The sequence below is a fragment of the Nitrosococcus wardiae genome (genome assembly GCF_004421105.1).
GTDB lineage: Bacteria > Pseudomonadota > Gammaproteobacteria > Nitrosococcales > Nitrosococcaceae > Nitrosococcus > Nitrosococcus wardiae.
Window position 1 is genome coordinate 2,093,898 of the sequence record NZ_CP038033.1, and the last position, 13,885, is coordinate 2,107,782.

The 13,885-nt window shown below is 45.9% G+C and carries 10 protein-coding genes; all 10 read left to right on the top strand.

Annotated elements, in window-relative coordinates:
• Position 1 precedes the first annotated feature (1 nt).
• The 10 genes from E3U44_RS10145 (at position 2) to E3U44_RS10190 (ending at position 13,815) form a co-directional block, all read left to right on the top strand.
• Positions 2–715, top strand: coding sequence for a sulfotransferase family 2 domain-containing protein (locus tag E3U44_RS10145; RefSeq protein WP_134358020.1), 714 nt, complete (start codon positions 2–4; stop codon positions 713–715).
• Positions 706–3,846 carry a sulfotransferase gene (locus tag E3U44_RS10150; RefSeq protein ID WP_134358021.1) on the top strand — a complete coding sequence of 1,047 codons (3,141 nt, stop codon included), beginning with the start codon at positions 706–708 and terminating at the stop codon, positions 3,844–3,846. The genes E3U44_RS10145 and E3U44_RS10150 overlap by 10 nt, the downstream gene beginning before the upstream one ends.
• Positions 3,833–4,684: a glycosyltransferase family 2 protein gene (locus tag E3U44_RS10155; protein ID WP_420812578.1), complete on the top strand. Its 852-nt coding sequence runs from the start codon at positions 3,833–3,835 to the stop codon at positions 4,682–4,684. The genes E3U44_RS10150 and E3U44_RS10155 overlap by 14 nt, the downstream gene beginning before the upstream one ends.
• A 183-nt stretch (positions 4,685–4,867) precedes the next feature.
• On the top strand, positions 4,868–5,608 hold the full coding sequence (locus E3U44_RS10160) for a glycosyltransferase family 2 protein (protein ID WP_134358023.1): 741 nt from the start codon (positions 4,868–4,870) through the stop codon (positions 5,606–5,608).
• A 44-nt stretch (positions 5,609–5,652) separates the two neighbouring features.
• Positions 5,653–6,777, top strand: coding sequence for a glycosyltransferase family 4 protein (locus E3U44_RS10165; RefSeq protein WP_134358024.1), 1,125 nt, complete (start codon positions 5,653–5,655; stop codon positions 6,775–6,777).
• Positions 6,778–7,176: 399 nt separating this feature from the next.
• A complete protein-coding gene (locus E3U44_RS10170) occupies positions 7,177–7,719 on the top strand; it encodes a cytochrome c3 family protein (protein ID WP_240761375.1) in 543 nt (180 codons plus the stop codon).
• A 10-nt stretch (positions 7,720–7,729) separates the two neighbouring features.
• Positions 7,730–10,717, top strand: coding sequence for a TAT-variant-translocated molybdopterin oxidoreductase (locus E3U44_RS10175; RefSeq protein WP_134358026.1), 2,988 nt, complete (start codon positions 7,730–7,732; stop codon positions 10,715–10,717).
• Complete coding sequence (nrfD, locus tag E3U44_RS10180; RefSeq protein WP_134358027.1) at positions 10,717–12,102, top strand: NrfD/PsrC family molybdoenzyme membrane anchor subunit; 1,386 nt, start codon at positions 10,717–10,719, stop codon at positions 12,100–12,102. Before E3U44_RS10175 ends, nrfD begins: the two co-directional genes overlap by 1 nt.
• Positions 12,095–12,634, top strand: a complete 540-nt coding sequence (locus tag E3U44_RS10185; RefSeq protein WP_134358028.1) for a DUF3341 domain-containing protein — start codon at positions 12,095–12,097, stop codon at positions 12,632–12,634. The genes nrfD and E3U44_RS10185 overlap by 8 nt, the downstream gene beginning before the upstream one ends.
• Positions 12,635–12,789: 155 nt before the next feature.
• Entirely contained in the window at positions 12,790–13,815 is a 1,026-nt protein-coding gene (locus E3U44_RS10190) for an IS5 family transposase (RefSeq protein ID WP_134358029.1), read from the top strand.
• Positions 13,816–13,885 lie beyond the last annotated feature (70 nt).

A 13,885-nucleotide genomic window follows, 5' to 3' on the forward strand; every position in this document is an offset into this window, starting at 1 on the left:
CATGAGAATCGTATTCGTTCATATCCCTAAAGCGGCAGGGACTTCATTAAAGGAAGCTATTTTGAAAAAGGTGGGCAACGATAATCTTTATTTTGACTATAATCGTCCCCTTGCGAAGGCTGATCTGCAGCGCAAAGCCTATTGTCTGTTTTCAAGTATTGCTGCTAGACCAAGGGAGGAAGCCGTTATCTTTGGTCATTTTCTTGCTGGAAAATATGCCAAATTTAATGGTTATTATTTTAAGCCTCGCAAGGAAATCGCTTACGGAGTTTTTCTTCGTGATCCTTTACAAAGGGCAATATCCCACTTTTTTTTCTGGAAAAGGACAACTGTTGATGGGCACCGAGTTTGGGAGCGTTTTTCCCGGGAAAGCTGGAGTTTAGAAAGGTTTCTATTATCCGAGGAGCATACTAATTTTCAAGCTAAATTTCTTTGGCGTTTTCCCTTGAGGCAATTTGATTTTATTGGTTTAACTGAACATTTCAATGACAGCGTAAAAATGCTAGGCTGTGTTTTTCCGATACTAAAAGATTTACCAATTAGAACTGATAACAGCAACCCTCAGAATGCCGTTGGTGAAAACTATAAAATTGATCCCTGTTTGGCGTCCGAATTTATGCAGCGCAATAAGCTGGATTATGCTTTATATGGCCAAGCAGAAAAAATTTTTTCTGAGCAAAAGTACAGATTCCTGAAGTCAGGGATATGGCGATAACTGACCATCCCTCAGTCGTATTCTTGCTAGGAGTGCCTCGTTCGGGGACAACTTTGTTGTCTTGGTTGCTCAATCAGCATCAGAGTATTTATTGTCCCCCAGAGCCCTGGTTGTTGTTAGGATTAGAGGCACTTGGGCAAGTTCCCGCTGACCATATTGCTGACCCGCCTCTTTTGTCTGCTGCAATTACAGAATTTTTAGGGGAGAGGAAGTTAGGGACGCTTAAGCAGGCGGCTTCATCTATTTATCAACAAGCCTTGAAGGAGACGGAAAGATCCGTTTTTGTTGATAAAACTCCTCGTTACTATCATGTGCTTAATTTTGTGAAAAATTTTTTGCCTGAAGGGAAAGTTATTTTTCTTTTGCGTAATCCCCTTGATGTAGCGGCTTCTTTTAAAACCTCCTGGTCGGTTAATCTCCCAAAAATTATTTCCGATCAGTCAGATAACCCATTTTTGTTCGACTATATTTTGGGTTTTAATTATTTGTTGGCCTTTGAGACAGAGCACCCAGTGCTTAGAGTTTATTATGAAAACCTAGTGGCTAACCCTGAGGCAGAGATAGGGCGTGTTTTCGACTATCTGTCGCTTCCTCCCCAAGTGCTTGGGAAAGATCTCGGTATCCAGGATACCCCCTATACTAGAAGTTCTTTTGGCGATAAGAAAATTCTTTCCACACGCTGTATACATACCCAATCCATTGAGGCTTATAAAACTGTTTTTGTAAAAGAAGAAATTGCCATTCTTTTGGATGCATTGGGTAAAGAAAAATTTTATCGATTAGGGTATGCCACACAATATGCCAATGCCTGTACAGAATTCGAGATTACCCCCTCAAATGAAATGTTTCTGCAGTTATTTGAAGTGGCGGAAAGATATGTCCAGCAACGTAAAAAATGCTGTTCTAGTCCCTTATCACGGGGGGTACTGGAGCAGCAAATTGAGTCCTTAAGCCAGCAGGTTGAGGCCGCCAAAAAAGAGAATGCGGATCTTGATGAACAGTTAGCCTCTCTGCAAACAAAAAATAGCCTCCTTGATGACCAACTAAATTCTACACACGCCCAGAATAAAATACTTAACGAACGATTGCTTTTATTGGAAACACAAAAAGAAGAATTTGAACAGCAACTTTATAGGTTGCAAAACATGCACTTGATAGGGTGGTTGCAAACAGATTTTAGGTACATTAAAAAACGTTTTAAACAAATGGTTCAAAAGGGGGCTTGGCGTATAGCACAGGGACCGGCTGTGCCACCATTACCAAAGATTACTGTAGTAACACCAGTACTTAATGGTGCTGAATTCATTGAAGCTACGTTGCGTTCGGTATTGGTGCAATCCTATCCCGCACTGGAATTTATCATTGTTGATGGGGGGTCGACGGATGATACTTTATCGATCATCAGCAGCGTTCAGAATGATCCCACCTTACCCAGTAAAATTACTCAGATTATCTCAGAGCCTGATCAGGGAATGTATGATGCTATTGCTAAGGGTTTTTCTCAAGCAACGGGTGAAATCTTGGCCTACCTAAATGCTGATGATTTGCTCGAAGGCGGAGCTTTGGTTGCTGTTGGGGAGTATTTCGCCCGTCATTCGGAGGTTGCTGTGATCTACCATGAAGATACCGTTCTGGTGAACGGTTGGAAATATCCCAATGTTCGGCAGCCGAAAGGCGTCACTACTGGGGATCTATTGAATAAACATATTTTATTTCAGGATGGCGTGTTTTTTCGCCGCAGCGCTTATCAAGCCATTGGTGGCTTGCGGCGCGATTTGAAATTGGCGGGTGATTACGATCTCTGGTTACGCTTGTCTGCGCAATTTAAGTTTATCCGTAGATCTGGACATGTTAGCTGTTTTCGAATTCGCCGGGGACAGCTAAGTGAAAATTTAGAATGCTACTACCAAGAGGTTGAACGCTCCCGCAACGACTTTCTTGCTGAAGCTTCGCGTTTAAAAAAATTGCGCTGGCAACTTCAGTCTAAATATCGTTCCCTGCGTAAATATCTGGCTGCGTGTGCAAAAAACGACCGTTTATTTTTTCCTATTGATTTCCACAACATGCCACCACCGCCAGTCATCCTTACCGGTACAGAATACGGCCAAGCGTTAAGTCCCATTGACAGAAACCCAGCAGAACGGCTCTTATTCAGCACACCCGATACTCGTTTCGGTGATAATGTCATCAATCATATCTATTTAGATACGCGGCACGCTATTGCCATTACCTATCCCCCTGTTCAACCCTCTGAGTTGGATAAGCTATATCGGCAAAATTATTCCGCACCGCCCGAAGCAATTAAAAAGCCCGTGGGCGCTTCGCCTTATCGTCAGTTCAATGGTAAACGCCTGTGGGAAAGAATGCTCCTGCGTTTGCCGGTGGAAAAGTTTGCTCCCTTTCTGCCAAACGGTTGGTCAGACAACACATTATCTGAGTTGACCAGTGTGCTTCAAGCAGCGCGGATAGACCTCAATAGCTCCCTTCGAGTGCTTGATGCCGGTTGCTTTGAAGGTCACTTGCTGGATGATATTGCCGCTCAAAAGCCCTGGCAAGCTTATGGTTTGGAGCCTAACGCTCAGGCGGTGGAGATAGCCCGGAGTAAAGGCCATTGTGTTTGGCAAGGGCGCGCAGAGAATGCCGTTGAAATTATTCCGGCTCCCTACCAATTTGATGTCATATTCATGGGGCAAAGTATTGAGCATATGGACAACCCGGGGCAGGTTCTGCGCCGACTTCGCCTCCTCCTTGCACCTGGGGGTGTAGTAGTGGTGAGTACGCCTAATTTGGATTCCCGGCAGATTGGTTGGTTTGGTCCCACCTGGGCCCATTGGCATCCCCCTTATCATCGTTATATTTTTTCACGGAAAGGTTTATTTGCACTTGCCGGCCAAGTTGGTTTGCAACCTGTTTGCTTTAAAACATTCTCCCATTGTTACTGGACAGCTATCTCTTTGATGCAAAACTTCCTGGGTCTCGGTGGTAGTGTCTCCCATGCAGTTAACTTTGACCGTTCCTTATGTCTACAGGCACAAAGAATTAATTTTTGGCAGCAACTCTTTTGGAATCGTTTGGGTAAAGGTGATTATTGTTTCTTTGCAATGAAGGATGGAGAGGGTGACTCATTCTGAACTTCCAATTATCAGTATTGTGACGCCCTCGTTTAATCAGGGTGAATTCGTGGTGGATACCGTGCGCTCAGTATTTGAGCAGCGTTACCCGAAATTAGAATATATTTTTATGGATGGTGGCTCTACTGATAATACCCTGGAACGGATCGCCCCCTATCGCGATCATTTTTCCCATTTCCAGTCAGGACCAGATGAAGGGCAAAGTGCGGCTATTGCTAAGGGCTTTAGCTTGAGCTCTGGTGAAATCATGGCTTATTTAAACAGTGATGATATGCTTTTACCTGGTACACTTAATTTCGTTGCCGATTATTTCCGTCGTCATCATGAAGTGGACTGCCTTTATGGGCATCGCTGTATTATCAACGAAGTGAATGAGGTTGTTGGACACTGGATTTTACCCCGGCATAGTAGCTTTCTGATGCGGCGTTGGGATCTCATTCCCCAGGAATCTTGTTTTTGGCGCCGTCGTTTATTTGAACAAAAAGGAAATATTGATGCAAGATTTTGTTTTGCCATGGACTATGATTTATTTGTTCGTTATATGGATATTGGTAGATTCCGGCGTGTCAACCGGTTTCTCGCTGCTTTCCGTGTTCACCAAAATGCCAAAACCACAACCCAGTTGGCAACTATCGGCAAGGAAGAGATGGCGCGTGTGCAACAACATAATAATATTAGGTTACCGCCCTTGGTAGGGGATTTTTTTTCTCTATGGGTACAATTGCGATCGGCCTTTTTTATACGAAGAAAAGAATATTTTCCGGGCTTGTCTCCTGGACTAAACTTTAATTTAGATGAATTATGGGGATATTCAAACAAGTCTCTAAGAAAGATATAATCAGAGTTATTATTATGAAAGTTGTAGTGGTTACTAGCTTTATGGTTCAGAGTGGTGGTTGCCTGGCATTTTTGAATGCCGTCCGAGTGGAGAGTTAGGCAGATTTATGAGAGTGGATTTACGTGGCGGTATAGGTCAAGCCTACCCGGTTTTTTAAATCATACTGGCGCCTGAATAGTGGCGGTGAAACCATTAATCACGGTGGCAGTACCTTCATACAATCAAGGTGGCTACCTTGAGCAGGCTTTAGTCTCTATCTTTAGTCAGCCATTGCCTATTGAGGTATTTGTGATGGATGGTGGTTCTAGCGATCATTCCCTCGCGGTGATTCGCAAATGGGAACACCTTCTAGCTGGCTGGCGTAGCCATCCTGATCAAGGACAAGCTGGGGCTATCAATGAGGGGATCGCACGGGGGCAAGCGCCTTTTGTGTGCTGGCTTAACAGCGATGATTGGCTGCTACCGAAAGGCTTAACCCATTTGTGTAAGGTATTGCAGCAATCTTCAGGAGTTCCGGCGGCTTATGGGCGCTCATGGAATTTTGTTGAAAAAAAGAAAAAATTTAGACCCGTTTGGGTGGAACCTTTTAGCGAAAACCGCCTGGCGTTACGCTGCATTATTTCTCAGCCTGCAACGCTGATCAGGCGTTCTGTTTGGGAAGCTCTAGGCGGTGTTAATGAAAATTTTTATCTGGCGATGGACTATGATTTATGGTGGCGCCTATTTAAAAACTTTGGACCGTTACACTTTGTAGACAGATTTATTGCCGTGAACCGGGATCATAGAGCGACCAAAACAAAGACTCAGCGGCGTTTGCATTATCGAGAAGCTATTGGAGTTGTTCGCCAACATTATGGGCGTGTCCCTTTAAAATGGTGGCTTTATCAACCTTATGCGATCTGGCTTAAAGCATTACTCAGGTAGTTTTTAAATCAATCTGAGTAAAAGAGCCCTTCAAGTGAGTTCACATGCGGATCTTGCACTTTTATAAAACTTATTTTCCAGATACAGTGGGAGGTGTTGAGCAAGTTATTTACCAAATTGCTCGTGGTGTTTCTGCTTATAACCTTGAAACAGAAATTCTTACCTTAACCAAAACCAAAACTGAAGGAACGCTCTTTATTGATAACCACCTTGTTCATCGTGTTAAACTTGATTTTCAGGTGGCATCAACCAGTTTCTCTGTCTCAGCCCTGTTAAAATTTGTTCAATTAGCCAAACAAGTCGATTTGATTCATTATCATTTTCCTTGGCCATTCATGGATGTTGTGCATTTTCTTTCACTGGTCAAGAAACCGGCTGTTGTTACTTACCACTCTGATATTATCCGGCAGAAATTTCTATTTAATCTTTATCGGCCACTCATGCATTGCTTTTTGGCTCATGTGGACCGAATTGTAGCAACATCTCCCAATTATTTTGCCACCAGTCGGGTATTGGATCGTTATCAGACTAAAACTCAAGTAATCCCCATAGGCTTGGATAAAACTTCTTATCCTGAAATAAGATCAGAATTACTTCGGCGCTGGCAAGCACGGGTCGGTAACCGATTTTTCTTGTTTGTGGGAATGATTCGCTACTACAAAGGTTTGCATATTCTTCTAGATGCCGTTCAGGGTACTGATTTTCCGGTGGTTATTTTGGGTTCTGGGCCTGTTGAGAAAGAATTGATAGAGCATGCAGAGCGTTTGGGTTTAGGAAATATTTACTTTCTTGGAGCCCTATGTGATGAAGATAAGGTGGCGCTGATTAAACTGAGCCTGGCTATCGTATTTCCCTCCCATCTTCGCTCTGAAGCCTTTGGAATTTCTTTGTTGGAAGGCGCCATGTTCGGCAAACCGATGATATCCAGTGAGATCGGCACAGGTACTAGCTATATCAATATCGATAACGAGACTGGCTTGGTGGTACCGCCTAGCGACCCCCGCGCATTTAGAGAGGCCATGGCGTTTATCTGGCAGAATCCTGAGATTGCAGCAAAAATGGGAAAAAATGCTGAGGCTCGCTATTGGCAGTTGTTTACCTCGGAACAGATGGCTGTTAACTACATTAATCTCTATAAACAATTGCTTGTAGAAAAAACTACCCACTAGAATTTTTAGGCATGCTGGCTGAGGCAACTAAGGCAGGAGAAGTTTAAAAATGCATGGGAATTTTGCTATCAGCCTCTCCTAATAGAGCAATGTACGCCTAAGCTAAGTTGTCCCCCCTCCATTTTTTTGGAAACTCAATCACCGCAGTATTCCCTAAAGCTAGATTTTTATTCCTTGTTGTATTTGCTCTTAGAATAGTCTATTGCTATACGACAAGTAGCCAACTATTTAAAATATATGGAGGCGCAATTTGAGCAATAGCCTTGTACTGAGTAAGTTATAATGTAAGTTCTAGCAATGCCCCAAATCTTCTCTTCTCGTTCAACGCTGGTTATAAAACTAGTGATCCTGAGTATTGTTTTCTTATTTGCGGGTGCAATATTATTTTGGCGCGCCACGATGTCTCCCATGCCAGCTATAGGTAAGCCCGTTGAACAACCTGTCCCTTTTAGTCATGAGCATCATGTGCAAGATGACGGCATTGATTGCCGCTACTGCCACACTTCTGTAGAGAAATCTTCTTTTGCTGGCATGCCTTCAACCGAAATTTGCATGACCTGTCATTCCCAGATCTTTACGGAAGCACCAGTATTAGCACCGGTAAGAGCAAGTTTTCAGGAAAGAAAACCGCTGCGTTGGAAGCGCATCCATGATCTGCCCGATTTTGTATACTTTAATCATAGTATTCATATTCATAAAGGTATTGGCTGTGTTTCTTGCCATGGTCCGGTGAATAAAATGCCCCTCACCTGGCGCGCTAAGCCTCTCACGATGGAATGGTGTCTAGGTTGCCATCGAGAGCCGGAGCGCTTCGTACGACCACGCAAGTATGTCTTTGATATGGATTGGAAACCAAGGGAGGATCAAAGGGTATTGGGAAAGAGGTTAGTGGAAAAATATAACATTCAGTCTAAGACCGATTGCTCAACTTGTCACCGTTAAGGATAGAGTTATGGCGAGATCGGATGCAAAGCCCTTGGATTTAGCTGCAATCCGAACACGGCTTGCCAATAGTCAGGGGCGCAATTTTTGGAAAAGCTTAGAAGAACTAGCAGGTAGTGAAGAATTCGAACGCTTTTTATATCAAGAATTTCCCTACTTCCGTGAGCTGAGTGAAACTTCGATCAGCCGGCGAGATTTTATGCGGCTGATGGGGGCCTCCTTGGCCTTGGCCGGGCTGAGCGGCTGCAGTCCTCCGATAGAAGAGATCTTGCCCTATGTATGGGCACCAGAGGAAGTCGTGCCAGGTGAATCCCTGTTTTTTGCCACCGCTATGCCTCTGGATGGTTTTGCTACCGGGGTTTTAGTGGAAAGCCGGATGGGCCGTCCCACCAAAGTTGAGGGGAACCCCCAGCATCCAGCCAGTTTAGGGAGTACGGATATCTTTGGGCAGGCCTCAGTACTACAATTGTGGGACCCTGATCGGCCCAAGGCGGTGAATTATCAGGGGAAATTTAGCACTTGGGAAGCTTTTCTGGCGACCATGGACGGTAAGCTTAAAACCTTTGAGCGCAATGGGGGCGAAGGTCTTTATTTACTGACTCAAACTGTTACCTCGCCTACCCTAGCTTCTCAGTTGCAAGCAGTGGGCAATCGTTTCCCCCGCGCCCATTGGCACCACTACCAACCGGTGGGGTACGATAATCAGTATGAGGGTACCCGTTTAGCATTTGGGGAAGCTCTGGAAACGCGCTACCATCTGGACCAGGCAAAAGTAATCCTCTCCCTAGATGCCGATTTCCTGAGTTTGCCGCCGGGTCATTTACGTTATGCTCGAGATTTTGCAAAGCGGCGGCGGGTTGACCCTGATCCTATTAGCCAAGCGGCAATGAATCGCCTTTACGTGGCGGAAGGGACCCCCACGATCACTGGGGCCATGGCAGATCATCGTTTTTCCCTGCGGGCGGGCCAAGTAGGTGCGTTGGCCGGGCGGCTTGCCCGGGAACTGGGGATTGCCGCGCCAGAAATAGAAGAAGCTCTGCCCCTCCCTGAGCGATGGATTGCCGCTTTAGTAAACGATTTAAAGCAACACCAGGGAGAATCACTCATTGTCGTGGGGGAGATGCAGCCTCCCTTTGTTCACGCCCTGGGCCATGCGATGAATTTGGCATTGGGAAATGCGGGAACTACACTGACTTATACGGCCCCCGTGGTCTTCAACCCCTTAAGCCAAAGCCAATCGCTACGCCGCCTGGTCGCAGATATGGCGGCCGGCGAAGTGGATACGTTGATTATGCTGGGGGGAAACCCCGCCTATAGCACTCCGGCCGATTTGGCGTTTGCTGAACACCTTTCCAAAGTGAATTTATCAGTTTACCTAGGATTGTATAAAGATGAAACTGCCGTTCATAGTCACTGGTTTATTCCCAATACCCACTACTTGGAGAATTGGAGCGATGCCCGGGCTTTCGACGGTACGGTCAGTATCTTGCAGCCGCTCATTGCGCCTCTTTATCAAGGAAAGTCAGCCCATGAACTATTAGCCGTGTTGCTCGGCCAAGGAAATCGAAGTAGTTATGACATTGTGCGGGCATATTGGCAAAAGCGGTGGCCAGAATCTGAAATCCAAGATACTTGGGAAAAAGCGCTGCATAGAGGTTTTATCGAAGGAACAGGGTTACAGCCAAAACCCGTGAAGCTAAAAAACGATTTTCTTAAGGCTATTGCAAGGGCACAGTCTAGAGTGAAGGAAACTGCAGGTATGGAAATTATTTTCATGCCGGATCCTACGATTTGGGATGGACAATTTGCCAATAATGGCTGGTTGCAGGAATTGCCTAAACCGATCACCAAGCTTACTTGGGATAATGCCGCCCTGATTAGCCCCGGGACGGCAGAGAAGAGGGGGCTTGCTAATGAAGAGGTAATAGAGCTTCATTATCAGGGGCGGAAAGTGCTGGCGCCTGTCTGGATCGTGCCGGGCCATTCTGATGAGGCGGTCACGGTAACTTTGGGCTATGGTCGTGAGCAAACAGGTCAAGTAGGAGCGGGAACCGGTTTTAATGCCAACGCTTTACGCACCTCCGATGCGCCTTGGTTTGATAGGGGCTTAGAAATTATCAAGACTAACAAGCGCTATCCTCTAGCTACTACGCAACACCATCATCGTATGGAAGGGCGGGAGATTGTTCGAGCGGCCACTCTTGCCGAGTTCCAAGAAAATTCTGATTTTGCGGATCAGGAGATCCCCTCGGGAAGTCTTTATCCGGATTTCGAATATCCTGTCTATGCCTGGGCCATGACAATTAATCAGAGCACCTGTATTGGTTGTAGCGCCTGTGTCGTGGCTTGCCAAGCAGAAAACAATATCCCGGTAGTCGGTAAGGAACAGGTTACCCTAGGGCGGGAGATGCATTGGTTGCGCATCGATCGGTACTACAGCGGAACTCTGGAAGATCCGCAAACTTATTTTCAACCGGTGCCTTGCATGCAGTGCGAGAAAGCACCCTGCGAGCCCGTCTGTCCAGTGGAGGCAAGTATCCATGACTCCCAGGGAATTAATGTTCAAGTCTACAATCGGTGCGTTGGGACCCGCTTTTGTTCTAATAACTGCCCTTATAAGGTGAGACGCTTTAATTTTCTACAATATGCTAAGGATACGCCAGGTTTAGCAGCCCAGAGGAATCCTGAAGTTACAGTGCGCATGCGTGGGGTGATGGAAAAATGCAACTATTGCCTGCAACGGATCAGCAATGCCCGCATTGAGGCTGAGATAGAAGGCCGACGCATTCGAGATGGTGAAGTGCTGACAGCTTGCCAGGCAGCTTGTCCTACGGAAGCCATCATTTTTGGCGATCAGAATGATCCTAACAGTCAGGTTAGAGAATCCCAGAATTCACCGCTCAACTATGCTCTGTTGGCAGAACTTAATGTCAAGCCACGAACCACTTATCTAGCTAAATTGACCAACCCAAACCCTAAAATAAACCAAAATGACTGATGAAAAAGGAAAAATATGATGGCGCAGACATAGAAAAACCGAAGCTTCCCTTGGTTAAAGGGCACTATGGCTACGCTTCTATTACCGACAAACTCAGTGATCTAGTTCTTACCCGGCCGGTACACCGTGGGTGGGTCGTCGGCTTTGGAATCGCTTTTGTCCTTACCCTGTTATTTTTTTATGCCATTGGGTACTTGTTCGCTGTCGGTGTGGGGGTTTGGGGAGTGGATATCCCCGTGGCTTGGGGCTGGGCGATTACCAATTTTGTCTGGTGGATTGGAATCGGCCATGCAGGGACATTTATTTCCGCTATTCTTTTGTTGCTGCGTCAAGAATGGCGCACGGCGATTAATCGTTTTGCGGAAGCTATGACCATTTTTGCGGCTGGTATTGCTGCCATCTTTCCCATTTTACATCTAGGGCGGCCTTGGTTTTTTTATTGGCTAGTTCCTTATCCCAACACGATGGAGCTATGGCCCCAATGGCGCAGTCCTTTAGTCTGGGATTTCTTTGCGATTGGTACCTACCTTCTTGTTTCCTTAATCTTCTGGTATATGGGGTTAATTCCCGATCTAGCTACTTTGCGGGATCGGGCAAACACCCGCTTTCGCCAGATTGTCTATGGTCTCCTTGCGCTCGGCTGGCGTGGTGAAGCTCGCCATTGGCATCGCTATGAAACGGCTTATTTGTTATTGGCAGGGTTGGCCACGCCCTTGGTGGTTTCTGTGCACAGCATCGTAGCGCTAGATTTTGCATATGGGAATACGCCAGGATGGCATTCTACGATTTTTCCTCCTTATTTTGTCGCGGGAGCGCTTTTCTCCGGTTTTGCCATGGTATTGACTTTAGCGATTCCACTGCGTGCCTTCTTTAAGCTGCAAGATTTTATTACCGAACGGCACCTTGACCATGCCGCGAAAGTTTTATTGGCGACAGGATTCATTGTCGCCTATAGTTATTTGATAGAGATTTTCATGGCCTGGTACAGTGGCAACGAATATGAACTCTCTACGATTTTAGATCGTTTCTATGGCCCCTATGCCCCCCTTTACTGGGCAACCATTATTTGCAATGTTTTAGCCATTCAACCACTATGGTTCCAGCGCGTTCGAGTAAATGTACTGGCGTTGTTTGCCATCAGCATCATCATCAATGTTGGGATGTGGTTAGAGCGCTTTATGATTATTGTCACTAGCCTCCATCGCGATTTTCTGCCTGCTGCTTGGGGAATGTTTTATCCTACGGGCTGGGACTGGGCTCACCTTGTCGGTTCTCTAGGATTATTTGCGGCGCTATTTTTCTTGTTCATTCGTCTTTTACCCGCCCTCTCGATTTATGAGATGCGGGAACTCATTTTTGATAAAAAGAGGAAAATAGATGAATAAGAAACCAGTGATTTATGGCTTTATGGCAGAATTCAGAACAGCGAATCACCTGTTAGAAGCCGCTAAAAGGGCTCGGAAGGAAAATTATCGAAAAGTAGATGCTTATACCCCCTTTCCCGTGGAAGGATTGAGTGAAGCATTAGGATTTCGAAGCAATAAGATAGCTTTGATTACTCTAATTGGAGGTTTAATAGGGGGTATCGGGGGCTACTTTCTCCAATATTATTCAGCAGTGATTGACTATCCTTTCAACACGGGGGGGCGCCCTTATCACAGCTGGCCCGTCTTTATCATTCCTACCTTTGAACTAACTATATTATGTGCAGCTCTGGCGGCATTCTTCAGTATGTTGTTATTGAATGGATTGCCTAAACTTTACCATCCTGTTTTTAATGTGAAGGATTTTGACTTAGCCACACGCAATCGATTTTTCTTGTGTATTTTATCCAGTGATCCTCTCTTTGATGATTTCCGAACTTGGCAATTTCTTGAAGAATTGAATCCCCTTCATATTCATAAAGTGGCAGCGTAAAGTAGGCGGTCCTGATGAATGGAAGAATTATTTTAAGGCATTTTGGCGGCGGGGGAGTAATTTTATATTCCTACTTAAGATCTTTAATAAGGGCATCTCTAAAAATTCATTGTTAGATGTAAAATAACCCGAAATCCACATACTAGAGAAGAGAGATGCAACCCAGTTTTTTTGATTTAGACGATCGCTATAAGAAGTTAAACGAGCGGGACGCTTTGATCGGGCTTGATAAGCTCATCGACTGGGAAGGGTTTCGGGAAACCTTGCAGCGATGCCGAGAGAAGGCGAGGAAAAGTGCTGCGGGCAGGAAAGGCTTTGACGTGGTACTGATGTTCAAGGCACTGGTGCTGCAAGACCTTTATAATTTGAGCGATGAAGAGTTAGAGTTTCAGATCCGCGACCGCTACAGCTTCTGTCGTTTTCTGGGGCTTACCCCCGAAGACCGGGTGCCGGATGCCAAGACGATTTGGCTGTTCCGAGAACAACTGACGGAAAAGGGGTTAATCAAAGCGCTTTTTGAAGACTTTGAGTGGCAACTAGAGGAGAAAGGTTTCAAGGCGAAGAAGGGCCAGATTGTCGATGCCAGCCTGGTGAGTGCCCCCATCCAGCGCAACAGCCGTGAGGAGAATACCCAAATCAAACGGGGCGAAATACCCCAACGTTTTGAGGCCAACCCCCACGTGAAGCGGCAGAAAGACGTAGAGGCGCGCTGGACTGAGAAGAATGGACAGAAACACGACGGTTACAAAGATCACCTGGTCATCGACAACGAATACAAACTGATCCGCAATTTTGAGGTGACCTCCGCTGAAGTGCATGACTCCCAAGTATTTTTTGAGTTATTGAGTGAGAACACCTCCAAGGAGGTGTGGGCCGACAGTGCCTACCGCAGCGAAGAGAATGAATGGATGCTCAAAGCCGGGGGTTATCGCAGCCAGGTTCACAGAAAAGGCTATCGCAACCGGCCGCTCAACAAGCGAGCGCAACAGAGCAACCGCAGAAAATCGCGAATACGTGCCCGCGTTGAACCTGTCTTTGGTTCGATGGAAAATGAGATGGGGGGCCTCTTTCTCCGGGTGATAGGCTTGGCACGGGCCAAAACCAAAATCGGATTGATGAACCTGGTCTACAACCTCAAGCGTTGTGTCAGCCTTTGCAGGAGAGGTCTATCCGCCGCATGAGAAACCTGGGGAATAGGCCCTCAGAATGAGGGATAACGCATAAAAATGCGAAACACTAAGTGACCTTCAA